At 41.8% G+C, this 24,254-nt stretch carries 21 protein-coding genes, 1 tRNA gene and 1 pseudogene; 3 read left to right on the top strand and 20 right to left on the bottom strand.

Going from position 1 to position 24,254, the window contains the following annotated elements; all coding sequences use genetic code 11:
* Positions 1–49: 49 nt before the first annotated feature.
* Both CHF41_RS03395 and uvrA read right to left on the bottom strand, forming a co-directional pair.
* Entirely contained in the window at positions 50–1,117 is a 1,068-nt protein-coding gene (locus tag CHF41_RS03395; protein WP_119875990.1) for a M24 family metallopeptidase, read from the bottom strand.
* The gene (gene uvrA, locus CHF41_RS03390; RefSeq protein WP_119875989.1) at positions 1,104–3,938 is read right to left on the bottom strand and encodes an excinuclease ABC subunit UvrA; all 2,835 of its coding nucleotides are present in this window, start codon (positions 3,936–3,938) and stop codon (positions 1,104–1,106) included. The genes CHF41_RS03395 and uvrA overlap by 14 nt, the downstream gene beginning before the upstream one ends.
* A gap of 125 nt (positions 3,939–4,063) precedes the next feature.
* On the opposite strand from uvrA, the gene CHF41_RS03385 reads away from it, so the two are divergent.
* The 3 genes from CHF41_RS03385 (at position 4,064) to CHF41_RS03375 (ending at position 6,449) form a co-directional block, all read left to right on the top strand.
* Positions 4,064–5,008, top strand: coding sequence for a magnesium transporter CorA family protein (locus CHF41_RS03385; RefSeq protein WP_119875988.1), 945 nt, complete (start codon positions 4,064–4,066; stop codon positions 5,006–5,008).
* Positions 5,009–5,026: 18 nt separating this feature from the next.
* Positions 5,027–5,680: a DUF1129 domain-containing protein gene (locus CHF41_RS03380; protein ID WP_119875987.1), complete on the top strand. Its 654-nt coding sequence runs from the start codon at positions 5,027–5,029 to the stop codon at positions 5,678–5,680.
* A gap of 70 nt (positions 5,681–5,750) precedes the next feature.
* Entirely contained in the window at positions 5,751–6,449 is a 699-nt protein-coding gene (locus tag CHF41_RS03375) for a hypothetical protein (protein ID WP_119875986.1), read from the top strand.
* A gap of 144 nt (positions 6,450–6,593) precedes the next feature.
* Here the strand turns inward: CHF41_RS03375 and rpsR are convergent, their stop codons facing one another.
* From rpsR to tig, 18 genes and pseudogenes are all read right to left on the bottom strand, one after another.
* Entirely contained in the window at positions 6,594–6,833 is a 240-nt protein-coding gene (gene rpsR / locus CHF41_RS03370) for a 30S ribosomal protein S18 (protein WP_002939250.1), read from the bottom strand.
* 30 nt (positions 6,834–6,863) lie between these two features.
* Positions 6,864–7,358, bottom strand: a complete 495-nt coding sequence (locus CHF41_RS03365) for a single-stranded DNA-binding protein (RefSeq protein WP_119875985.1) — start codon at positions 7,356–7,358, stop codon at positions 6,864–6,866.
* Positions 7,359–7,369: 11 nt separating this feature from the next.
* Positions 7,370–7,660: a 30S ribosomal protein S6 gene (gene rpsF, locus CHF41_RS03360; RefSeq protein WP_119875984.1), complete on the bottom strand. Its 291-nt coding sequence runs from the start codon at positions 7,658–7,660 to the stop codon at positions 7,370–7,372.
* A 158-nt stretch (positions 7,661–7,818) separates the two neighbouring features.
* Positions 7,819–9,183, bottom strand: a complete 1,365-nt coding sequence (locus tag CHF41_RS03355) for a glycoside hydrolase family 32 protein (protein WP_119875983.1) — start codon at positions 9,181–9,183, stop codon at positions 7,819–7,821.
* Between the two features lie 19 nt (positions 9,184–9,202).
* Positions 9,203–10,816: an ABC transporter substrate-binding protein gene (locus tag CHF41_RS03350; RefSeq protein WP_119877126.1), complete on the bottom strand. Its 1,614-nt coding sequence runs from the start codon at positions 10,814–10,816 to the stop codon at positions 9,203–9,205.
* A 413-nt stretch (positions 10,817–11,229) separates the two neighbouring features.
* Positions 11,230–12,117, bottom strand: a complete 888-nt coding sequence (locus CHF41_RS03345) for a carbohydrate ABC transporter permease (RefSeq protein WP_119875982.1) — start codon at positions 12,115–12,117, stop codon at positions 11,230–11,232.
* Positions 12,118–12,128: 11 nt separating this feature from the next.
* A complete protein-coding gene (locus CHF41_RS03340) occupies positions 12,129–13,043 on the bottom strand; it encodes an ABC transporter permease (protein WP_119875981.1) in 915 nt (304 codons plus the stop codon).
* Between the two features lie 125 nt (positions 13,044–13,168).
* Positions 13,169–14,194 (bottom strand): LacI family DNA-binding transcriptional regulator, encoded by a 1,026-nt coding sequence (locus tag CHF41_RS03335; protein ID WP_119875980.1) that lies wholly within the window; start codon positions 14,192–14,194, stop codon positions 13,169–13,171.
* Between the two features lie 185 nt (positions 14,195–14,379).
* On the bottom strand, positions 14,380–16,044 hold the full coding sequence (locus tag CHF41_RS03330; RefSeq protein WP_119877125.1) for a DAK2 domain-containing protein: 1,665 nt from the start codon (positions 16,042–16,044) through the stop codon (positions 14,380–14,382).
* Between the two features lie 2 nt (positions 16,045–16,046).
* Entirely contained in the window at positions 16,047–16,412 is a 366-nt protein-coding gene (locus tag CHF41_RS03325; protein WP_075105451.1) for an Asp23/Gls24 family envelope stress response protein, read from the bottom strand.
* A gap of 250 nt (positions 16,413–16,662) precedes the next feature.
* Positions 16,663–16,851: a 50S ribosomal protein L28 gene (gene rpmB, locus CHF41_RS03320; protein WP_001140948.1), complete on the bottom strand. Its 189-nt coding sequence runs from the start codon at positions 16,849–16,851 to the stop codon at positions 16,663–16,665.
* 280 nt (positions 16,852–17,131) lie between these two features.
* The gene (locus CHF41_RS03315; protein WP_119875979.1) at positions 17,132–18,013 is read right to left on the bottom strand and encodes a class II fructose-bisphosphate aldolase; all 882 of its coding nucleotides are present in this window, start codon (positions 18,011–18,013) and stop codon (positions 17,132–17,134) included.
* Between the two features lie 173 nt (positions 18,014–18,186).
* Positions 18,187–18,272 (bottom strand) — tRNA-Leu (locus CHF41_RS03310).
* A gap of 373 nt (positions 18,273–18,645) precedes the next feature.
* A pseudogene (locus CHF41_RS10290) lies at positions 18,646–19,706 on the bottom strand (acyltransferase family protein).
* 22 nt (positions 19,707–19,728) lie between these two features.
* A complete protein-coding gene (locus CHF41_RS03295) occupies positions 19,729–20,058 on the bottom strand; it encodes a hypothetical protein (protein WP_119875976.1) in 330 nt (109 codons plus the stop codon).
* A 346-nt stretch (positions 20,059–20,404) separates the two neighbouring features.
* Positions 20,405–22,006, bottom strand: coding sequence for a CTP synthase (locus CHF41_RS03290; RefSeq protein WP_119875975.1), 1,602 nt, complete (start codon positions 22,004–22,006; stop codon positions 20,405–20,407).
* Positions 22,007–22,115: 109 nt separating this feature from the next.
* Complete coding sequence (rpoE, locus tag CHF41_RS03285; protein WP_119875974.1) at positions 22,116–22,709, bottom strand: DNA-directed RNA polymerase subunit delta; 594 nt, start codon at positions 22,707–22,709, stop codon at positions 22,116–22,118.
* Between the two features lie 209 nt (positions 22,710–22,918).
* Positions 22,919–24,202, bottom strand: coding sequence for a trigger factor (gene tig, locus CHF41_RS03280; protein WP_119875973.1), 1,284 nt, complete (start codon positions 24,200–24,202; stop codon positions 22,919–22,921).
* Positions 24,203–24,254 lie beyond the last annotated feature (52 nt).

The following is a 24,254-nucleotide window of genomic DNA, read 5'->3' as shown; positions in this document are numbered from 1 at the left end:
CTTCATTATTTTATTATTCGTTTTATTCTACCACAAAATGGCTGATTTCTCAAATCACAATCAACTCTTTTGGTGCCAAGGTCAAGATTTTACAACCTGTCTCTGTAATCAAGAGATCATCTTCAATCCGTACACCATATTTTCCTTCCAAATAAATCCCTGGCTCATCGGTCAAGACCATACCAGCTTGAATCTTATCGGTCGCTGTTTGTCTGAAATAAGGAATTTCATGGACATCAAGCCCCATACCATGGCCAATACCATGCGTAAAGTAGGGACCGTAGCCTGCCGCTTCAATCACACGGCGTGGCACCCCATCAAATTCACGGTATTCCATGCCAGCCTTAGCTGCCGCAATCAGAGCTTGGTTAGCCTCCAAAACAGTCTGGTAAATTTCTGCCTCTTCATCACTGACAGAGCCGATGTAGATAGTCCGCGTCATGTCACTCACGTAATGTTCATAGATACAGCCAAAATCAAGTGTAAGAGCATCACCAGCTTCGATGACCTTCTCGGACGCACGTCCGTGCGGCATAGCCGAGCGGTAACCAGATGCAGCAATGGTATCAAAGGATACAGCCTCAGACCCCATTTCCCGCATGCGAAAATCAAGGAAATTCGCCACTTCAAGCTCCGTTTTCCCCGGTTTGATAAAATCCAATGCGTCTAAAAAGGCTTGATCCGAAATCTGACAGGCACGTTGAATGATCGCAATCTCTGTCTCATCCTTAATCATACGTAAGTTCATGACCATATCTGCTGTTGGCACTAAGCGTATTCCTTCAAAGACTGTCTGCATAGCTTGGTAGTAGGCTACTGACACCTCATCTTCAAAGGCCAAGTCAGTCACCTTGCTATCTTTTAAGATTGCTGCAACCACTGAAAGGGCATCTCTGTCTGATACCACCTCAAAATCCTTGACCACAGACTGGGCATAGGTGATATAGCGATCATCAGTGATCAACACTTGTCGTTCTGCTGTAATCAAAACCGTTCCAGCCGAACCCCAGAAACCTGTCAGATAGTAAATATCCTTCAAATTCGTGATGAGGAGGGCAGGCAGATTATTTGCTGCTAGTTGATGACGTAATTGCTCTAATCTTTTAGTGTAAATCATGTAACTTCCCTTTCAAATACTGGCCTGTATAGCTGGCTTCGTTTGCAGCTACTTCTTCTGGTGTTCCAGTTGCGATAATCATACCGCCACCGACACCACCTTCTGGACCTAAGTCAATGATATGATCTGCGGTCTTAATCACATCTAAATTATGCTCGATGACAAGTACCGTATTTCCGTCATCGACAAAGCGTGCCAAAACTTTTAATAGCTGGGCAATGTCTTCTGTGTGGAGACCTGTCGTTGGCTCGTCCAAAATATACAAGGATTTCCCAGTTGAGCGCTTGTGGAGCTCACTGGCTAACTTCATCCGCTGAGCTTCTCCTCCTGAGAGAGTTGTCGCTGGTTGCCCCAAGGTGACATAACCTAGACCGACATCTTGAATGGTCCGCAATTTCCGCTCAATTTTTGGAATATGCTTGAAGAACTCGACTGCGTCATTGACGGTCATATCAAGGACTTCCGCGATATTTTTTTCCTTGTAATGGACTTCTAGAGTCTCTGAATTATACCTGCGACCATGGCAGACCTCACACGGGACAAAGACATCTGGCAGGAAGTGCATCTCAATCTTGATGATCCCATCTCCCGAGCAAGCCTCACAACGGCCACCTTTGACATTGAACGAAAAACGTCCTTTCTTGTAGCCACGAATCTTGGCTTCATTGGTCTGGGCAAACAAATCACGGATATCATCAAATACACCCGTATACGTTGCTGGATTGGAACGCGGAGTACGACCAATCGGACTCTGGTCAATGTCAATCAAACGGTCCAAGTGCTCAATTCCCGAAATGGATTTGAATTTCCCTGGCTTTTCCGAATTGCGATTGAGTTTCTGAGCAATAGCTTTTTTCAAGATAGAATTGACCAAGGTAGACTTGCCAGAACCTGATACACCTGTTACAGCGACAAATTTCCCAAGCGGAATCCGAGCCGTTACGTTTTGCAAATTATTTTCACGTGCACCCGTTACTTCGATAAAACGACCGTTTCCAATTCTCCGCTCCAAAGGTACTGGAATTTCGCGCTTACCAGATAGATATTGCCCCGTAATTGATTTTTTGTTTTTTGCGACCTGGGCTGGTGTTCCAGAAGCGACAATCTCACCGCCAAAGACACCCGCACCTGGTCCAATATCAATCAGATAATCCGCCTCCCGCATGGTGTCTTCGTCGTGCTCAACGACAATCAAGGTATTACCCAAGTCCCGCATTTTCTTAAGACTAGCAATCAAGCGGTCATTATCTCGCTGATGAAGCCCAATCGACGGCTCATCTAAGATATACAAGACCCCTGATAGATTTGAACCGATTTGAGTTGCCAAGCGAATCCGCTGGCTTTCCCCACCTGATAAGGTTCCCGCAGACCGTGACAAGGTCAGATAATTGAGTCCCACATTGTTCAAGAAAGTCAAGCGGTCCTTGATTTCTTTGACAATCGGAGTCGCAATCGTCACTTCATTGGCAGAAAGTTGCAGCTGCGACAAGACAGCTAAGTGGTCTGCGACAGATAGTTCTGACAATTCCCCGATGTGCAATCCCTGTTCCCCACCGACACGAACCGACAAGGCCTGGTCATTTAAGCGGTAGCCGTGGCAAGTTGCACAGGTCAGCTCATTCATATAGGTTCGCATGACTTGACGGGTATAATCGCTATTGGTATCGCGGTAACGGCGACTGATATTTGTAATCAACCCCTCAAAAGGAATATCAATGTCACGCACCCCGCCAAATTCATTCTCATAATGGAAATGAAATTCTTTGCCGTCTGAACCATGGAAAATCAAGCTCTTCTCATCGTCCGTCAACTCCTCAAAGGGCGTATCCATATCAATCCCAAACTGGGTCATGGCCTGTTCCAACATCTGCGGATAGTAGTTGGAAGAAATTGGATTCCACGGTGCCAAAGCTCCCTCACGCAAGGTCTTTTGCCGATCTGGTACAATCAAGTCTTCGTCCACTTCCAACTTCATTCCAAGACCATCACAGTCGCTACAAGAGCCAAACGGCGCATTGAAAGAAAAGAGGCGCGGCTCTAATTCCGGTACTGTAAAACCACAAACTGGACAGGCATAATACTCTGAATAGAGCATTTCCTTGTCATCCATGGTATCGATGATGACATAGCCTTCCGCAATGCGCAGAGCTGCCTCAATCGAGTCAAACAAACGAGAACGCACTCCGTCCTTAATCACAATTCGGTCAACCACCACTTCAATGGTATGCTGCTTGCTTTTTGATAGCTCAGGAACTTCTGTCACATCATAGATATCCCCGTCCACTCGGACACGAACATAGCCGTCTTTTTGAATCTTCTCAAAAATAGCCTTATGCTGCCCTTTTTTCTTACGGACAATAGGTGCTAGAATTTGCAGGCGCTGACGCTCAGGCAGCTCCAATACCTCATCGACAATCTGCTCTACAGACGAGGCTGAAATCGCCCCGTGCCCGTTGATACAGTAAGGTGTTCCTACTCGAGCATACAAGAGACGCAGATAGTCATTGATTTCCGTCACTGTACCGACCGTCGAACGCGGATTTTTTGAGGTGGTCTTCTGATCAATCGAAATAGCAGGACTTAATCCCTCAATCGAGTCCACATCGGGCTTATCCATATTGCCCAAAAACTGACGAGCGTAAGCCGACAAGCTCTCAACATAGCGCCGTTGACCTTCTGCGTACAAGGTGTCAAAAGCGAGACTTGATTTCCCCGAACCAGACAAGCCTGTCACCACGACCAATTTATCACGTGGAATCGTCACATCAATATTTTTCAAATTATGGGCACGAGCCCCATGAATTTCAATCTTATCTTTCATTCTTTCTTCCTTCTAAAATATCTCATATTATACCACATTTTGGGAAAAACTTTTCCTTTAGAGAGCTTTTTTTGGTATAATAAAGAGTGCGCCTAAACGCAATAAAAAACTGAGGAGGATTTGATATGAAACAAATGTTTCGTTCTACATTAACGAATTTAGAAGAAATCCAAACCTTTGAACCAGGGGCTTGGATTAACTTGGTTAACCCCTCCCAGGAAGAATCTGTCAAATTAGCAGAACAATTTAACATAGACATCACCGACCTACGGGCACCGCTTGACGTGGAAGAATCTTCTCGTATCACCGTAGAAGATGACTACACCTTAATTATCGTCGACGTTCCGACCTATGAGGAGCGTAACAATAAGAGCTACCACATCACCCTGCCGCTCGGGATTATTGTCACCAAGGATGTCGTGATTACCACTTGCGTGCAGCCCTTAACTCTCTTTGATTATTTTTTCAATAAGCGGATTAAGAATTTCTATACCTTTATGAAGACGCGCTTTGTCTTCCAGCTGCTCTATCGCAACGCTGAACTCTTCATCACCGCCCTTCGTTCAATCGATCGACAGACAGATCGAATCAGTGCCCATATCGATCGCGCAACCAAAAATGAACAAGTTATTGATATGATGGAGTTGGAAAAATCCATTGTCTACCTAAAGGCTTCGCTCAAACTCAATGAACGAGTGGTCAAAAAGCTCGCAATCAGAAATAGCACCTTGAAAAAATACGAAGAAGATGAAGATTTGCTAGAAGACACCTTGATTGAAACCCAGCAGGCTCTTGAGATGGCGGATATCTACGGCAATGTCTTATATGCCATGACCGAAACATCTGCGGCTATCATTTCCAACAATCAAAATACGATTATGAAAACCTTAGCCCTCATGACCATGGCACTCGATATTCCAACTGTTATTTTCTCAGCTTACGGAATGAACGTCCCTGAGTCAGGTATGCCCTTTGGTGGACAACCGAATTCCTTCTGGGTCATCGCCTTTATCTCAGCCTGCCTCAGCGCAATCGTCGTCATTAACTTTTTACGAAAAAAATGGTTCTAATCACAAAAGGAGACTATGATGTCATTTACAGAAATGAAAGAATTAACAAAGAAAAACCAAGAATTCGTCCATATCGCAACCAACCAGCTTATCAAGGCTGGTAAGACCGATGCAGAAATCAAAGAATTGCTCGAAGAAATTCTCCCTGCCATTCTGGAAAATCAAAAAACAGGTGTCACCGCCCGTAGCCTCTATGGAGCACCGAGTGATTGGGTAGCAAGTAAGACTGCAAATCCTGAAGAATCAAGCCAGCCTGAACTCAACGAAAACCCTTGGCTCATGTGGCTTGATTCTAGCCTCTTGCTCCTTGCAATTATCGGTGTCGTCAACGGTGCGATGAACGCTTTTGGAGCTGGTGTCAATTACGGCCTCATCACCATGCTGCTTATCGGTTTTGGCGTCGGAGCCGGTATGTATATGATGTACCACTTTGTCTACCGCGATCAAGCAAAGACCGGTAAACGCCCTAGCTTTGTCAAAGCAATCGGCTTCCTCGTTCTTGCAACCCTTTCTTGGAGCCTTGTCTTCTTCTTTGCAGCGCTCATTCCAAGTTCGATCAACCCCGTTGTATCACCATTCTTTGCAATTCTAATCGGGGCAGCAGCCTTTGGTATTCGCTACCTTCTTAAGAAAAAATACAACATCCGCAATGCGATGCAACCAATGCAATAATAGCCACGAGGCTGGGATAAGTGTTCTTAGCCTCTTCCTTTTTATCGTTATTTACTAGTTGGAGGTTCTCATGAAAAAATCCTATCCCTGGCAAATTTTACTGATTCTATTGGCACTCTATCTTATCCTAATTGCCTTTTTCCCTGAACTTAACTTCATCTTTCATTATATCCGCTTCACCCTATTTCTAGCGCTCTTCTGTCTATGGATTGGTGGAGAGCGAAGAAATGCCATTCTATTCTTTATCGGACTTGGCTTTTCATCTCTCTACCTGCGAGACGTCATCCCTTACTCGTATACGACCTTCAATGTCATTCCGCTCTTCTTTGGACTCTTGATTTTAGGGATTGCTGTTCATAGTATCCTAAGAAAGAGAAATACCCAAAAAATCGTCCAATTCACCGCATCAAACACTTCTTCCGTTGTCTCAAACGATGCCAACTACATCGCTATCACAGCCAATTTCACAGACAAATACGAGTATTCTACCGCTCCAGCACTAAAAACAGGCTCTATCAAAGCTTTTTGTTCCAATGTCCAATTGGATCTCAGTGGAGCTAAATTTGAGAAAGAGACCATCTACTTCACCCTCACGAACACCCTCTCAAACTGCCACATTCGCATCCCGAGACATGTCAAAGTGGTCAACACCCTCAAATCAGGCTTTGGTGAAATCTACTTACCGCCAGTGCCAGATAACACAAGCCACCAAATCTATTTGGTAGGTAACAATACCGCAGGAAGTATTACTATTCAATATATGGACTGAAAATTCAAACCCTCCCACGTCATTTTTCTTGGGAGGGTTTTGACATACAAGTAGAAGTCCACTGGACCTGAAAAAACAGTCCACTGGACTGCCTCGCTTTATAGTTGCTTGGCGAGGGAAAAAGAGGTCCACTGGACCTCTTTTTTAATCTTCATTTACAAATGGTAATAGTGCCATTACGCGAGCGCGTTTGATAGCTGTTGTTACTTTACGTTGGTTTTTAGCTGAAGTTCCAGTTACGCGACGTGGTAAGATTTTTCCACGTTCTGAAATGAAACGGCTAAGAAGCTCAGTATCTTTGTAATCAACATATTCAATTTTATTCGCTGCGATATAATCAACTTTTTTACGGCGTTTGAATCCGCCACGACGTTGTTGAGCCATGTTTTTCTCCTTTATAATTTATGTCCTTACCTAGAATGGTAAATCATCATCTGAAATGTCCATCGGATTCGTTGTTCCAAATGGGCTTTCATCGCGTGCAAAGTTTGGTGTAGATTGTGCAGGTGCTTGATATGGCGAATTATACTCATTACCACCAGCAAAGGAATTGCCAGCTTGGTAACCTCCACCTTGACCTTCACGTGCAGTACGGCTTTCCAACAATTGGAAATTTTCTGCAACAACTTCTGTCACGTAAACGCGTTGTCCTTGCTGATTTTCATAATTACGAGTCTGAATACGACCAGTAATTCCCACCAAGGCACCTTTTTTAGCCCAGTTTGCCAAGTTTTCAGCCTGCTGGCGCCAAATTACCACATTAATAAAATCCGCTTCCCGCTCACCGTTTTGATTTTTAAAATTGCGGTTGACCGCAAGTGTAAAGGTCGCAACGGCTTGGTTCGACGGTGTGTAACGAAGTTCTGCATCGCGGGTCATACGACCAACTAGTACCACATTATTGATCATAATCTACCTTCTTACGCGTCTAATTTCACAATCATGTGACGAAGAATATCGCCGTTGATTTTTGAAAGACGGTCAAACTCTTTAAGAGCAGCGTCATTATTTGCTTCAACGTTCACGATGTGGTAAAGTCCTTCACGGAAATCTTTGATTTCATATGCAAGACGACGTTTTTCCCATGCTTTTGATTCAACAACAGTTGCACCGTTGTCAGTCAAGATAGAGTCAAAGCGTGCTACCAAAGCATTTTTAGCTTCTTCTTCAATGTTTGGACGAATAATATAAAGAATTTCGTATTTAGCCATTGATATGTTCCTCCTTTTGGTCTAATGACTCATGGTCTAGCCACGAGTAAGTGAGGGTTTCTCACAAGACATTATTATATCGCACTTTCAAGGAAATAGCAAGGAAAACAGCAGGATTTTTGACTGAAATATAAAAAAGAGGGAATCCCCCCTTTTTTCTAATATGTAACTAACTGACGTTGGCCTGATAAGAAATAGGTACTGGTCAAGCTATCCTGACCTCCATTCACAAAGAGTTCAATGCTATTTTTATCAAGAACGACTACTACATTTGGATTTTCAGCTTGTACAGCACGGCGTTCCGTAGACCATGCTTCCTCTCCTTGAATGGCTAATGCCATGTGGCTACGATCAATGTAAACTTCTTTTGCCTCCACATCATAGCCAAACTCGATGTAATCCGTATCACTACCTAGACGAAAGACCTTTCCACCACTCCAATCTCCTTGGAAATAGCCGACTTCAACTGATCCTTGCTCAGGCAAGACTGGTAATTGCTCTAACAAGCTGGCAGGAAGCTCTTGAACAAGTACCCCGTTGTCCCATTTCAATTTTCTTGGCAGAGTCATAGCACAAGCCCACTTATGGTCTAATTGATCCGTGATATTGGTCCGACCCCAGGTCTGCATCCAAGCGATCATAATGCGTTCCCCAGCTGCATTTTCCAAACTTTGAGGCGCATAGAAATCATGACCATGATCAATTTCCTTGACCGTATCAAGACGAAAGACCTTTTCTTCCCAATCCACACGCCCCGTCATGAGGACAGAAGAGTTAATATTGGCATAATCTAGCCCATCTTTTTGATACCGCATCGGTGACATGGCTAGGCAAGACACCCCATCCAATTCAAAGTAATCAGGACATTCCCACATAATCCCTTGGTGCGCTTCTCCTTTGAGGAAAATCGAGGCAAATTTCCAAGTGATTAAATCAGGCGATTCAAGCAGGACAATCGTCCCCACCTCTTCACGGTGCTTGGCAGCCACAACTGCGTAATAGATCCCATTTTTTTCAAACACTTTTGGATCGCGGAAGTCGCTTGTCACCAATTCTTCTGGTAAGATATCCCCTGTCGCAACAGGATTTGAAGCCAACTTTTCAAAGCGAATCCCGTCTACTGAGTAGGCCATATTTTGCACCTGGCGAATGCTACCGTCTGGCTCTACGATGTGGCCTGTGTACATCAACCAAAGGGTATCATCCTTGACAATCGCACTTCCTGAGAAGCAACCATCCTTATCATAAGAACAATCAGGAGCAAGGGCCACCGGGAGATGTTCCCAATGGAGCAAATCCTTACTCTTTGCATGTCCCCAGTGCATTGGCCCCCACTGCGTTCCGTAGGGATAATATTGGTAAAACAAATGGTATTCCTCTCTGAAATACACCAAACCATTCGGATCATTGATCCAGCCTACCGGCGCTGTAAAGTGAGCCTCAGGCTTGTACAGAAGATTCACCTCTGCTTGATGCTCCGCAATATACTCGTTGGCTTTGGTTACACTCAATACATCTCCCATATTTTCTCACTCTCTATTTCTATTTTTGATTTTCTAGGTATTTATCGTAGTATTTTTGTTTGATGGCTAACCAATCTGACAAGCCGTATTTTTCTAATTCCTTGAGATAATCATCCCATTCTTTGTCGATGTTCCCGTTAACAATCCACTCTGCACGTTTACGATAGATATAGTCATTCATATCTGCTTCAATTTGAGCAAGTTTGTCCAAATCTTCTTCTTCCATGAAGACACGTGGGTAAATGGAGTCATTATTCATGTATGGAACATAGGTTTGCTTCAAAATATCCAAACGCCATGCAGCATCATCTGGTTTTGTTGTCACTTTACCATAGTAACTGTCTAGGATAGCAAGAGGTCCTCCGACTTCTGTCTTTTGACGAAGCTCTCCTGGTGCTGTTCCTTCAAGTGGCAAGTGTTTCAAACTATTTGTTGCTTTGTCAAATTCAAAGATATTTTGTTGCGTATCATCGCCATAAGTACCCCAGTTATTTTGAACAGATTGCAATGGTGCATACTGGGCATCAATCCATTTGGCTGTCAATTCAAGGTTTTTATTGGCACTTGTAATCACCATACGGTCACGTGAGAAGCCCATTCCATTAGTACGAGCAACGTGTTTTTTACCGCTTGGTCCTGCTAGAACTGGTAGGACATCGTAGCTATCGTTAAAACCTGAAACGTTCGCCTTGTCCCATGTAAAGTAAACACCGTATTGATGTTCGCCACCTTTTGCAATATAGGTATTCCAATCTTGTTCAAAGGCTTCTGGATCAAGCAAACCTTTTTCTTGCAATTGACGAATGAATTTTACACCTTCTTTATATTCTGGGTTGTCAGCCGTAAAGTCCACCACGCCGTCATTTCCAACAACCAAGTGATCATCGTTATCCCCGATACCAAATGCTCCAAACAAAAGTTTGAAATCTTCATTTCCACCTGCATTGATAAAGGACATTGGAATTTCATCAGCTTTGCCATTTCCATTTGGATCTTGTGTCTTGAAGGCTTCTAAGACTTTTACAAGCTCATCTGTCGTTTTTGGCATTTCAAGATTTAATTTTTTCAACCAATCTTTGTTAATCCAAGCCATGTCATTCACAGAGTGAATCGATTCTTTTCCATCACCCAATTCCTCAATCCAAGGGAAGGAATAGATATGACCATCTGGTGCCGTCATCAAGGCACGGTATTCTGGCTTCTCTTCCAAAATCTTCTGCAAGTTTGGCATGTATTTCTCAATCAAGTCCTCAACTGGAATAATCACACCCTGTTTCGCCCATTTGACCAACTCAACATCTGAAGCACCGTCATTATGAATAGCGTCTGGCAAGTCACCTGATGAAATATCCAAATTACGTTTTTCAGCAAAATCAGAAGAATAGTTTGTCCAATCAATATGGACACCTGTTTCTTCTTCCAAACGTTGGTAAATCAATTTATCATTCGGATCTTTGGGAGCAAGTGGTGAACTACCTGTGATAAATTTCAAAGTCACTTTTTCCTTAAGTGGAAAAGAAACATTTTCAAGCTTGTAATCTGGACTTGAAGCTGTATTTTTGCTACCACAAGCAGCCAAGACCAAAGTAGATGTTGCTAATAGAGTCGCACTAAGACTCATCCATTTTTTCATTTTCATGAGAAAACTCCTTTTTTATTGATAAATAGTTAACGATATAATCGAAAAACCAAATTTTATTGACAATTTTACTTATATAAATTCCGTGAGGCTCTATAAAAATCAAAGTCTGATTAGCTTCCACAATTGAGAATTGTGGAAGGCTGGAAATAGAACGAGCGTAGCTCGCCCCCTTGCAATTGAGAGTTGTGGAAGGCTGGAAACAAAACGAGCGCAGCTCGCCCATCGCAATTGAGAATTGTGGAAGGCTGGAAATAAAACGAGCGCAGCTCGCCCCTTTGAACCACTAGTTCGAACTAATGGTAGCTGAGGATTATTTCATAATCCCTATTTCCAACCTTCAACAGTCCACTGGACTGTTGAAGCAAGGCGAGTTAACGACGTTAGAATTTGATTTTTGACGAGCATCACCCTTTCAATGATCCTGCCATAATACCCTTATCAAAGTATTTCTGGAAGAATGGATACATGACAATCAACGGTAAACTAGAGATAACAATGGTTGCATACTTAATCATTTCTGCAATTCGTTTCATTTCATTCATCGCAGCCTGAGCCCCAATCATATCTTTTCCTGGCTCACTTTGAATCAAAATCTTCCGCAAAACAAGTTGGAGCGGTTCTAAGTTTGGATCTTTGATATAAATCATGGCATCAAAGTATGAATTCCATTGTCCGACAAAAGCATATAGAAAAAGGACAAACATGATTGGCTTGGCTAGCGGAAGCATGATTTTAACAAAAATTTCCAAATCATTAGCCCCATCGATATAGGCTGCTTCTAACAACTCATCTGGAATACCTTGGAAATAAGTTCGTGCCAAGATGATATTCCACACATTGATAGCACCCGGTACAATAATCGCCCATACGGTATTTAACATCCCCAAATCTTTCACAAGCAAATAGGTTGGCACCAAACCTCCACCAAAGAACATGGTAAAGATGAGAAAAGCATTGATCCATTTCTTTCCAACCAAATCCTTTTTCGATAAGGGATAGGCAGTTAGAACGGATAAGAACACCGTCAAAGCTGCAAAACTGAAAGAGTAAAAGAGGGAATTGAAGAAACCTCTTATAATTGACTTGTCACTAAATACCCTTTGGTACCCCTCAACCGTCCAATCAGCTGGATTAAGACTAATTCCTTTGCTAACAAGCACTTGAGGATCCATAAAGGAGGCAACTAGAATATAGAGCATTGGAACAAGTGTAATAAGGACCAAAAAGGCAATGATGATTTTATTGACAACTAGCATCCGCCGGTCAAATTTCGTATAAATCTGTGTATTCATTTTGTCCTCCCTTATAATCCTTGTCCATCATTCATTCGTTTCACAATTTGATTTACTGCCACCAACAAAATAACATTGATAACTGCATTGAAGAGTCCTACTGCTGTTGAGTAAGAATAATCTCCTGAGACAAGACCGACTTTATAGACATAGGTTGAGATAATCTCTGAACTCGTCAAGTTGAGTGATGTTTGCATCAAGAAGGCCTTCTCATAGCCGACATTCATGATATTTCCAGCTGCCAGTACAAATTGAATCACCATAACGGGTCTCAAAGCTGGTAAATCAATATGCCAAATTCTCTGAAAAATATTGGCTCCATCCATCTTAGCTGCTTCGATCAAGGACGTATCTACATTGACCAGTGTAGCGGTATACAGTGTAGAGGCCCAGCCCATGCCCTGCCAGATACCACTTAAAATATAGAGGGGTCTAAAAGCGTTTGGATCGGTCAAAAAGTTTGCTTTAATCCCAAAAAGCGATAATAGACTATTGATGGGACCTCCAACTGAGAAGAAAAGGAAAATCATCCCGACAATAACCACAACTGAGATAAAGTTTGGGGCATACAGAATGAGTTGAATCCGCTTCTTCGCCTTATCACTCAGCAATTGGTTGAGCATAATGGCTAAGATAATCGGTGGCAAGAAGCCCAATAGCAAGCCATAAACACTTAATTTTAAGGTATTACCTAACAGGATACCGAAATTGGGAGAAGATAGAAATTTGGTGAATTCTTGAAACCCAATCCACTCACTTCCCATCACACCCTTTAGCGGATTGTAATCTTTAAAGGCAATTAGGACACCATACATCGGGATGTACTTAAAAACAAAGGTCAGCAACAGCCCTGGAAGCAACATCAGTAGCAGTACTTTTTGTTTCTTGACTCTACTCCAGACAGAGTATTCCTTTCCCATATTCATAACTCCTCCTTTTGAAACGTTTCAAATTCATAAGAATGAGAAAACCTATTTGAACCAAATAGATTTCGTCATTTTTGAAACGTTTCATATTTTTGGTAAAAAATAATTTTCGTACTCTCAGTATATCATTGGTAGCGCTTTCTGTCAATAGGTTTTTGAAATTTTTTTGTCGTCTTCCCTTCGATATAAGAAATCGGCAGCACACTTTGGCGCGGATAGCTCTGCTGACTGATAATCGACAAGAGGATATTGACCGCTTCTTCTGCCATTTGCTCAAGAGGCTGCTTGATTGTGGATACAGGATACTCGTGTTCTCTTGCAAACCGAATTCCGTCATAGCCAATTACCTGCACATCTTCTGGGATACGTTTCCCCTGCTTTTCTAAAATAGCAATCGTTTCTAAAGCTACAAAATCGTTGATCGCAAACACACCGTCAATCTGCGGATGTTCCACCAAAAATTTTTCCAATTCTTTCAGAAAATCACCAACAGGCTCTGCGATATCAAAAATCAGGCATTCTTGGTCTGTCTGGCGAACCGTTTTTTCAAAAAATTGACGACGCTTCTTGGTCTCATTAATTGTGTCATTATGGCTTCCGACAAAGGCCAAATGCTGACAACCTTTTCCCAAGAGCATCTGCGCGGCTAATTCCCCACCTTTTTGATTATCCGATGTGACGCAGGCAATTTCCTTGTCCTTATAACTTCTATCGATACTGACAAAAGGAATATTAGACGCCAAATAATCCTCAATTGGACTGTAGGTAATGGCGATGATGCCATCTACCTTATTCTGTCGTAGCATCATGAGATACTCAATCTCTTTTTTCGCACCACCTGTATTACACAGTAATAATTTATAGTTTTTCTTGCTGAGGGCTTCTTCAACAAAAAAGGCAAACTCACTGAAAAATGGATGCCAAATAGTCGGCAAAATCAAGGCTACTGTCTCTGTACGATTGGTTTTCATACCTCGGGCATAAACGTCTGGAATATAATCAAGCTCAGCTATCGCTTGCTGGACTTTTTCTAGCGTTGTTTTCTTAATTCCTTGCTCTTGATTGATGACACGCGATACCGTCCCTACGCTAACACCAGCTCTCTGCGCTACATCTTTCATTGTAACCGATTTTTTTTGCTTGTCTTCCATCACTTCACCTCCTTTGTTTTTCATTATATCATGTTTTGAAATCGTTTTCCATATTTTTTTCAAGAAATGGATTATCTAGCTCTGAAAGTACAAACGAAACTCATTCCTGATCTATAAGAATAGGTCGCTTTCTCACCAAAATAGACTACAAAAAAAGCCAAGCACTACTGCTTAGCTTTCTCATTCTATTCAACACTAAATAAATATGGATAGACTGGTTGCCCACCTTGGTGGATTTCAACTTCAACATCTTCATATTCTTCTTCCAATTCTTGGGCAAGGGTCTCAGCCAAGGCAGTATCGCCTTCTTCGCCCACGTAAATGGTTACGATTTCGCTGTCCTCATCCAACATTTTGTCAAAGGTTGCAGTAAGAGTCTCTACCATATCTGGATTTGACACCACAATCTTGCCATCAACCATACCAAGATTATCATTTTCGTGGATTTCAAGACCGTCAATCGTCGTATCACGAACAGCTGTTGTCACACTACCACTTTTAACATCGACAAGCGAAGCTGTCATCGCTTCAAAGTTTACTTCAATATCACGACTTGGGTCAAAAGCCAAAAGACTCGTAAAGCCTTGTGGAATCGTGCGTGTTTCCACGACTTTGACCGCCACTTCTGCTACCTCTGCCGCTGATTGAGCCGCCATTAAAATATTCTTATTATTCGGCAATAAGATAACGTTGCGTGCATTGACTAAGTCAATTGCTTTCACAAAGTCTTCAGTAGAAGGGTTCATAGTTTGACCACCAGAAATCACATAGTCTACACCTTGTGATTTAAAAATTTCTGTCAATCCTTCTCCTGCTGCAACGGCAATAACTGCGTATTCTTTTTGCTCAGCTGGCTTTTGGAAACTTTCTTCTTTTTCCACCTGCGCTTCGTGTTGCTCACGCATATTATCTACTTTGACCTTGACCAAGCTACCGTATTGGAGACCAGCCTGCATGACAAGTCCTGGATCCTCCGTATGGACGTGGACTTTCACGATTTCATCGTCATTGACCACAAGAAGAGAATCGCCTAGATCGTTCAAGTAGGTTCGAAATTCTTCGTAGTCAAATTCTTTCACATAGGTTGGGCCTTGGCGAAGCGCCACCATAATTTCTGTACAGTAACCAAAGGTAATGTCTTCAGTTGCGACATGACCTGCAACCGACTTGTGATGTTCTGCATTGATCATACCAGACATCACCGCAGGAGTTGCTTCAAAATCATCAGAAGCAATATATTCACCAGTTAAAGCAGCCAAAAACCCTTCATAGATGTAAACCAGACCTTGTCCACCAGAATCCACCACGCCAACTTCTTTCAATACTGGAAGCATTTCTGGTGTTTTCTTGAGGGCACGTTTAGCACCTTCTAAAGTCGCGCGCATAACTTCAACAGCATCATTGGTTTGTTCTGCTTTTTTCAAAGCGGCTGTTGCTGCACCACGTGATACCGTTAAAATCGTACCTTCAACTGGTTTCATAACAGCCTTGTAAGCTACTTCAACTCCATGCTGGAAGGCTTGTGCCAAGTCTTTTCCTGTCAATTCATCCTTTCCTTTGACAGATTGACCAAAGCCACGGAACAATTGAGAAGTGATAACACCTGAATTTCCACGCGCACCCATCAAAAGACCTTTTGACAAAATCTGAGCTGCTTCACCAACTGTACTAGCAGGTTTATCAGATACTTCTTTTGCACCATTTGTGATGGTCATTCCCATATTTGTCCCTGTATCGCCATCTGGAACAGGAAAGACATTTAATGAATTGACATATTCTGCTTGTTTATTCAGGCGAGTTGATGCAGCCTGCACCATTTCTTGAAATAAACTAGTTGTAATTTTAGACACCATTATTCTCCTACGACCTTGATATTTTGAATATAAACATTGACTGTATCTGCTGCAATACCCAATTGATTTTCTAAGTTAAACTTCACACGTTCTTGAATGTTGCGAGAAACTTCGCTGATTTTCACACCATAGCTCATTACAGTATAAACATCGACCGCAATATGCCCTTCTTCAGTCGTTTTAATCACGACACCTTTAGCGTAGTTTTCCTTCCCAAGAAGCGCTTGAAAATTATCCTTAATCGCAGATTTGCTTGCCATACCAACAACGCCAAAAATCTCCGTTGTAGCACCACCAACAACTGTCGCAATGACATCATCTGTTAGTTCAATCTGGCCATCTTTTGTATTGATCTTAACCGTCATTTTTCGTACCTCAAATCATTTTATCACCTTATTTTACCATAATTTCTCATGACTGTAAAAAATTAGACTGTCACAGCAGAATAAGAAGGTAGCAAACACAATGACCTTAGCCGAACAAACTAAAAGAGTCCACTGGACCTCTAAACTAGCTTTTTCGTTTCCGAGCTCGTGAAAAAGAGGTCCACCGGACCTCTAAACTAGCTTTTTCGTTTCCGAACTCGTGAAAAAGAGGTCCGCCGGACCTCTTTTTTTAAACACGTTCTACTTTGCCTGATTTAAGGGCACGAGCTGAAGCCCAAACTTTTTTAGGTTTTCCATCAATCAAAACAGTTACTTTTTGAAGATTTGGTTTTACCGCACGTTTTGTTTGGTTCATCGCATGTGAACGGTTGTTTCCTGATACAGTTTTACGACCTGTAAAATAACATACTTTAGCCATGTGTATTCCTCCTCATTTGATCAAATATTACGGATGTGCTAGCACCACATACTTGATTATTCTACCAAAAAATGCAACTCTTTGCAAGAAGAACTTTCAATTTTTTCAAATCATGTATTCTCTTTCGTGGATAAAACGCTATTAAAGCCAAAATAAGTGTTTCAGCTAATATAGTTTACATCCTCTCGTCAACCTTTCTAGCTTGCCTACTTGCTAGCTGTTATTTCCATACACTAAAAAACAACTTCTCTCATGAGAAGTTGCCATCAATGATTGCGAATTACGCTTTGTTTTCAGAACCGAAAACATCGATACGCTCTTCAACTGATGCTTGGATAGCTTTTACGCCGTCAGCCAAGAATTTACGTGGGTCGAAGAGTTTTTTCTTATCGTATTCTGCTTCATTTGCTTCATAAGCTGCTGCAAATTTACGAGTTGCGTTTGCAAATGCGATTTGGCACTCAGTGTTTACGTTCACTTTTGCAACACCAAGTTTGATTGCTGCTTGGATTTGCTCATCAGGAATACCAGAACCACCGTGAAGTACGATTGGGAAACCTGGAACAGCTTCTGTCAATTTCTTCAAGTGATCAAGGTCAAGACCTTCCCAGTTTGCTGGGTATGGACCGTGGATATTACCGATACCAGCTGCCAAGAAGTCGATACCAGTTTCTACCATTGCTTTTGCATCTTCGATTGGAGCAAGCTCACCAGAACCGATGATTCCGTCTTCTTCTCCACCGATTGTTCCAACTTCAGCCTCAACTGAAATACCTTTTGCGTGTGCCAATTTAACCACTTCGCGTGCTTTTTCAAGGTTTTCTTCAACTGGAAGGTGTGAACCGTCAAACATGATTGAAGTGTAACCAACTTCGATACACTCCAGTGCATCTTCGTAATGACCGTGGTCAAGGTGAATCGCAACTGGAACAGTGATGTTCATTGATTCTACAAGGTTTGCAATCAAGTTACGAGCTACTTTATAACCACCCATGTATTTTGCTGCACCCATTGATGTTTGGATTAAAACAGGAGCTTTTTTAGCTTCTGCTGCACGCAAGATAGCTTGAGTCCACTCAAGGTTGTTTGTGTTAAATCCACCAACTGCGTAACCATTGTCACGAGCTGCTTGGACAAATTTTTCTGCTGAAACGACTGGCATTTTCTAGCCTCCTTTTATTTTTGTGGGCATTCCCACTTACATTGTTTATTTTATCACTTTTTTAGGAAAAACGCCACTTTTTTTCGGCTCTTTCAACCGAGATTTTGAAAAAGGCGGTATTTTCATTTTCCTTTTACAAGAAAAAAAAGACTGGCTGAACCAGTCTTATCCGATGCGGAGAGAGGGACTTGAACCCTCACGACCTAAAGCGGTCACAGGATCCTTAGTCCTGCGCGTCTGCCAATTCCGCCATCCCCGCGATTGAGTACTCTACCAGTATATCAGCTCCTCCACCTCTTGTCAACACTTTTTTGAAATTGTTTGTGGTAATTTTTTTGTAGAGAAGCTAACATCTCTTGACAAGAGAATCGAGAATTATAAAAAAGGCCTGAACTTTCACTTGCCCAGCCCTTGATAATGATGTGATTATCCCTTATCATAGTCATATATACTGAGTTAAGCAAGTTCCAGTTGCTTCACTCGGCGTCCTAGTATGTTGGAAGCACGCTAGGACTTTTTCCTCTTAATTTTACAAATTGAGCACTATTAGTGTAAGAGATTAGGCAATAAACTCTTGCATTCTATTCTCCACCAAGCAACGCCTTCCTTGTCGCCAGCTACACTTTGCAAAGTTAAGTAAATAACTGAAAAAACTGTAACAATAGTTTGTCAGATACAAGCACTATCTTTTGACTTAAAGCTGGAATATTTAATTGTTTATCCATCTTACTTCTCACTATCTCTACAAATAGTCCTGAAATAAAAATTAAAGATGCAAAGAAAAACACATACAGAACTGCAACGATTATTGATTTATTCACAACAAACGCGGTAGCACCCTTAAGGATATGATTCAAAATCACTTGGTTACTATGAAACAAATAAATACCAAATGCGTGTGGAGATAACTTTGAAATCACTGAAATCATATTAGAGCTGAGTTGTAGCCTAGAGAAAAGAATAACCATTATCAACCCCGATAATACAATGGTTGGCGAGATATAGCTAATATAAAATATATCGCCTTTCTTGATATAGGTGAACCAAGTAAAAAAGATACAGAGCATCCATATTAGAATTAGTGTTAATGATCTCTTCTGCGCAAACAGGTTGAGTCTTTTAGCCAAAACACCAAGACAATATAATACCATTAACCAAATAGCTGAATAGCCACTTTGTGATTTGAATGGATCCCCAAAGCGCCCCATGATTGAAAACAACAGTATGAGAATGAGAAATGTTTTCTTACCTTGCGATTCACTAACTGAAAACAAAAACTTATTTAAAATTGGCATCGCAAAAATAAAGCAAAATAAGCAGTAACATACCAAAACTGCCCAAAAGTCACCAAAAAGATACTCCGACTGAAATCTATCTTATCTACCCCGTCACCTATACCTAGAATAGATAACAAAATGGTGAGAACAAAGGAATAAAATAACGCTTGAAACCACATCGAAACGATTTTTTCATACCTATGTTTACGATTAGTTGCAGTATAACCACTTATAATCGCAAAAGAATCGACCGCACAATACGAAGCGATTTCTATTAACCAAAATACCTTATGTCTCAAAGAACCTATAGGCACTGCTTCTAATATTCCACCATGTCCCTGCACATGCAACACGCAGACCATAAACATTAAAAGCAAGCGAAGCAAATCTATTCCATAATTCCTCTGCGAATTCACTCTATACTCTCCTCATACATCACTAATAAACAATTGTATTATACCATAAAATACTACTTTTTAGTATTCTTACCAATTCTAGACCTGATAACATAAGTCCTCCCATAAGACTTAAAATTGATTCCGTTTCACCTGTTTTAGAAAGAATTGACGCTGCTCGTACAGGTGTTTCTTTTGTTGGTTTTGCTGGTTCTGGAGCTTTCGGCTCTTCTGATGTATGCGTGATGACTGTATTTGATACAACAGGCGCGTCTACTTCATTGCCACTTTCATCTGTAAAGGTGAGGTGGTTATTGAATGTATTTATCACGTCTCCTGCCTTGATACGCTCAAATAGAATATCTACTGCCACTTGAACATCACTGTCTTCTGAAACTTTCGCTAGGAAATCTGAGTGATCGGGCTAAAATAATCCAATGGATTATTTTACTCCGAAGGAAGTCGCTGATGTCCGAAAGCACATGAGGATGGTGGTAATAAAAAGACTTTTTCTTCAAGCTGAAAAGAGAACCGATTATTAATCCTCTTTTCTAAGTATTAACCTTTTGTAAATCTACAAACTCTTACTACTTACTCGAAATTCTTTTATAAATTTCTCCACTAACACAGCACTAACGATATCTCCGAGCGGAACAACCCTAAAATCCGAAAATAAAATCATCACCCTGCTAAGGACAAGGTGATGTTGATTGCTATTATTAATGATTGTCAATCGCTGCCGCTACAAAGGCCGTATAGAGTCCTTCTGAGCGGTTTGGCCGACTAGATAATTCTGGGTGGTATTGGCAGGCTACGAAGAATTTATTTTCAGGAATTTCCACAATTTCAACCAAACGGTTGTCAGGAGACACCCCAGAAAAGACAAAACCGGCTGCTTCAAATTGCCCACGGAATTGATTGTTAAATTCATAGCGATGACGGTGACGTTTTTGAACCACATCTTGATGATCGTAAGCAGCTGCTGCACGGCTACCTTTTTTGAGTTTGGTTGGGTAAAGTCCTAGACGAAGTGTCCCTCCCATATCCTCCACATCAATCTGATCACGCATAAGGTCAATGATTGGATACTTGGTATCAGGTGCCAATTCAGCAGAGTTTGCTCCGTCAAGCCCTAAGACATGGCGGGCAAATTCGATACAGGTCAGCTGCATGCCAAGGCAGACTCCAAGCATTGGGACATCTTTTTCACGGGCGTATCTAATCGCCTGAATTTTCCCTTCTGTCCCGCGTTGTCCAAAGCCACCAGGTACGATGATTCCGTCCGCAGACCCGAGCAAGGCTGCGACGTTGTCAGCTGTCACGTCATTGGCATTGATCCAGTCAATCTTCACTTCTGCGTCATTAGCATAGCCAGAGTGTTTCAAAGCTTCAACGACTGAGATATAGGCATCTGGCAATTCCACGTATTTTCCAACCAAGGCAATCTTGACTTGGTTTTTCAGGTTCATGACCTTATCTACCATCGCAGACCATTCTGTCATATCGGCTGCTGGAGCATCGATTTTCAAATGGTCGCAGACGATTTGATCCATGTTTTGCGCTTGCAGATTGAGCGGAATTTGGTACAAATGCTCCACATCAAGCGATTCAATGACGGCTTCTGGTGCTACATCACAGAATTGAGCCAATTTATTTTTAATGCCTTGACCAGCAGGTTCTTCTGTCCGAATGACCAACATATTTGGCTGAATGCCAAGACCTCGCAATTCTTTGACCGAATGCTGGGTTGGCTTGGTTTTCATCTCACCTGCCGCTTTCAAATAAGGGAGAAGCGTGGTATGGATATACATGACATTGTCCGCGCCGACATCAGCCTTCATCTGACGAAGGGCTTCAAGGAATGGCAGACTTTCAATATCGCCAACTGTTCCTCCGACCTCGGTAATAATGACATCGGCATCTGTAGTGGTCGCTGCCCGCTTGATTTTTTCTTTCAGAGCATCGGTAATATGCGGAATAACTTGAACTGTCGCTCCAAGATACTCACCACGACGCTCCTTGCGCAGCACCTCACTGTAAATCTTACCAGTTGTGACGTTGGAGTATTTATTGAGGTTAATATCGATAAACCGCTCATAGTGACCAAGGTCAAGGTCTGTCTCAGCACCGTCATCTGTCACAAATACTTCCCCGTGCTGATAGGGACTCATGGTCCCTGGGTCGATGTTGATGTAGGGATCAAACTTTTGAATCGTTACTTTCAAGCCACGATTTTTCAATAGACGTCCTAAACTTGCTGCCACAATTCCTTTTCCAATCGAACTAACGACACCACCCGTTACAAAAATATACTTCGTCATGTTTTCTCCTTAAAAAATAAAAATAGCTCCCTGAAACAGGGAGCTCCGACCTCAAAAGAGGTGCCCAATAAATAGCATATCGAAAATACGATCATTTGTCAAATGAGAATTACTCCTCTTCGACACTTTCCTCTTCATCTTCTTCTGTATAATCGTCATCTTCTTCGTTTAATTCAACTTCTTCGTCCACTAAATCCTCGTCTGGAATAATTTCGTTGATTTCAGAATCATAGGATTCTGCTTCATCTTTTTCATCGTCTGGATTGTCATCATCGTATTCAGTTGATTCTGCTCTATCAAAACCATCTTCATCTTCTGGATCATCATTGCCATAATCAATAGCGTCTTCATCGCCATCCATAAAGGCATTGACACGTTTTTTCTTGCGTTTTGGCGCATCTTCATCTTCTTCCTCAAGGGTAATGACTTCTTCATCGATCTCGTCAATCGCATACCACGAACGAAGACCCCACTTGTTTTCTCCCAAAGGAATAAAGCTACCATCCACATTCAAGTCAGAGTAAAAAGTCGGAAGGGCAGCGCGAATATCGCTATTTGATTTTTCAAGATAGTTTTGCACTTCATTGACCAAATCATTGAAATACATTTCATGATCACGACCACGTTCCTCTAAGATAGCACGCGCCACTTCAATCATCGATAATTCACTTTTTTCTTGTCCTGCAAATACGTTTAATTCCAAGGCTATTCTCCTTATGTAAAATACGAACCCTCAAGCAACCTGTGCCACAGATTCATCCATACTCTTCGAACCGTTCAATGAGTATTTTTGTCTTTCCTTACTATTTTACGCTAAAATCAGTAAATAGTCAAAGATAATTTCATCATCATGGGAAATGGAGAAAAATAGAAGCCGAGAACATTCTCAACCTCTATTTTATCTGTTTTTGATTATTTTACAGTTGCTGTGCTTGTGATAACTTCAACCGCTTTTTTCACTGCGATGTCATGTTTCAACATGTCTTCTGAAAGCAGGCGACGTACTTGTTCTACTTCCATGTTGTAAGTAGTAGCTAATTCTGTGATTTCTGCTTCGATTTCTTCTGCTGTTGCTTCAAAGCCTTCTGCTTTTGCTACAGCTTCAACGACAAGGTTTGTCTTTGTGCGTTTTTCAGCATCTGCTTCATATTGTTTATGAAGGTCATCGCGTGTTGTTCCAGTAATTTGGAAGTACATGTCTGGTGAGATACCTTGTTGTTGCATACCACCGAGGAATTCGTTGATAGCGCGATGTACTTCTTCGTGAACCATTTCTTCTGGAAGGTCAACAATTTCTGCATTTTCAACTGCCAAGTCAAGCGCTGCTGATTCAACGACATCGTCAAAGGCAATTTCTTTTGCTGTTTCTAATTCTTTGCGGTATTTTGCTTTCAACTCGTCAAGTGTTTCCACTTCTTCGTCAAGGTCTTTTGCCAATTCATCATCAAGAGCTGGCACTTCTTTTGCTTTTACTTCATGAATTTTTGTCACAAAGAGCGCTGGTTTACCTGCTAGGTCTGCTGCTTGGTAGTCTTCTGGGAAGGTGACTTCCACGTTTACTTCCTCACCTGCACTGTGACCTACCAATTGGTCTTCAAAACCTGGAATGAACTGACCGCTACCAAGACTGAGTGAGAAGTTCTCACCTTTTCCACCGTCAAATTCAACGCCATCGATTGACCCAACAAAGTCGATTACCACTGTATCACCTTCGGCAGCTGGTCCTTCTTTGATAGCCAATTCTGCCAAAGTGTTGCGCTCGCGCTCAACTTTTGCATCTACTTCTTCGTCTGTTACTTCTTTTGTTGCTTCGACTGATACTGCTAGGTTTTTATAGTCCCCCAATTTTACTTCTGGTTTAGTGACAACTTCTGCAGTGATTGTCCAGTCTTGACCTTTTTCCATTGACACTACGTCGATGTTTGGTTGTGCAACAACTTCAAGACCTGCTTCTGCTACAGCTGCTTCATAAGCTGCTGGTAAAAGAGCATTGACAACATCTTGGTACAATGCTTCTTCACCAAATTTTTGGTTGAAGACAGCACGTGGTAAGTGACCTTTACGGAAGCCAGGTACGTTGATATCTTTTTTTACCTTGTTAAATACACGGTCCAATTCTGGTTTGATCGCATCTTGAGCAATTGTAAATGTCAAGACACCGCGGTTTGTTTCTTTTGATTCAAATGATACAGACATTCTGTCATTTCTCCTTAAAATTTTATTGCATACAAGCCATTATATCATATCT

This window comes from Streptococcus respiraculi, assembly GCF_003595525.1.
GTDB lineage: Bacteria > Bacillota > Bacilli > Lactobacillales > Streptococcaceae > Streptococcus > Streptococcus respiraculi.
This window is presented reverse-complemented; position numbering and strand designations above follow the sequence as displayed.

Bases quoted from the DNA above. Each gene is read 5' to 3' on its own strand.
- CHF41_RS03355 (WP_119875983.1), bottom strand. From the start codon at position 9,183: ATGGGAGATGTATTGAGTGTAACCAAAGCCAACGAGTATATTGCGGAG.
- CHF41_RS03290 (WP_119875975.1), bottom strand. From the start codon at position 22,006: ATGACGAAGTATATTTTTGTAACGGGTGGTGTCGTTAGTTCGATTGGA.
- CHF41_RS03385 (WP_119875988.1), top strand. From the start codon at position 4,064: ATGAAACAAATGTTTCGTTCTACATTAACGAATTTAGAAGAAATCCAA.
- CHF41_RS03340 (WP_119875981.1), bottom strand. From the start codon at position 13,043: ATGAATATGGGAAAGGAATACTCTGTCTGGAGTAGAGTCAAGAAACAA.
- CHF41_RS03345 (WP_119875982.1), bottom strand. From the start codon at position 12,117: ATGAATACACAGATTTATACGAAATTTGACCGGCGGATGCTAGTTGTC.
- CHF41_RS03365 (WP_119875985.1), bottom strand. From the start codon at position 7,358: ATGATCAATAATGTGGTACTAGTTGGTCGTATGACCCGCGATGCAGAA.
- rpsF (WP_119875984.1), bottom strand. From the start codon at position 7,660: ATGGCTAAATACGAAATTCTTTATATTATTCGTCCAAACATTGAAGAA.
- rpmB (WP_001140948.1), bottom strand. From the start codon at position 16,851: ATGGCTAAAGTATGTTATTTTACAGGTCGTAAAACTGTATCAGGAAAC.
- tig (WP_119875973.1), bottom strand. From the start codon at position 24,202: ATGTCTGTATCATTTGAATCAAAAGAAACAAACCGCGGTGTCTTGACA.
- uvrA (WP_119875989.1), bottom strand. From the start codon at position 3,938: ATGAAAGATAAGATTGAAATTCATGGGGCTCGTGCCCATAATTTGAAA.
- rpsR (WP_002939250.1), bottom strand. From the start codon at position 6,833: ATGGCTCAACAACGTCGTGGCGGATTCAAACGCCGTAAAAAAGTTGAT.
- CHF41_RS03375 (WP_119875986.1), top strand. From the start codon at position 5,751: ATGAAAAAATCCTATCCCTGGCAAATTTTACTGATTCTATTGGCACTC.
- CHF41_RS03380 (WP_119875987.1), top strand. From the start codon at position 5,027: ATGTCATTTACAGAAATGAAAGAATTAACAAAGAAAAACCAAGAATTC.
- CHF41_RS03335 (WP_119875980.1), bottom strand. From the start codon at position 14,194: ATGGAAGACAAGCAAAAAAAATCGGTTACAATGAAAGATGTAGCGCAG.
- CHF41_RS03350 (WP_119877126.1), bottom strand. From the start codon at position 10,816: ATGAAAAAATGGATGAGTCTTAGTGCGACTCTATTAGCAACATCTACT.
- CHF41_RS03325 (WP_075105451.1), bottom strand. From the start codon at position 16,412: ATGACGGTTAAGATCAATACAAAAGATGGCCAGATTGAACTAACAGAT.
- CHF41_RS03315 (WP_119875979.1), bottom strand. From the start codon at position 18,013: ATGCCAGTCGTTTCAGCAGAAAAATTTGTCCAAGCAGCTCGTGACAAT.
- CHF41_RS03395 (WP_119875990.1), bottom strand. From the start codon at position 1,117: ATGATTTACACTAAAAGATTAGAGCAATTACGTCATCAACTAGCAGCA.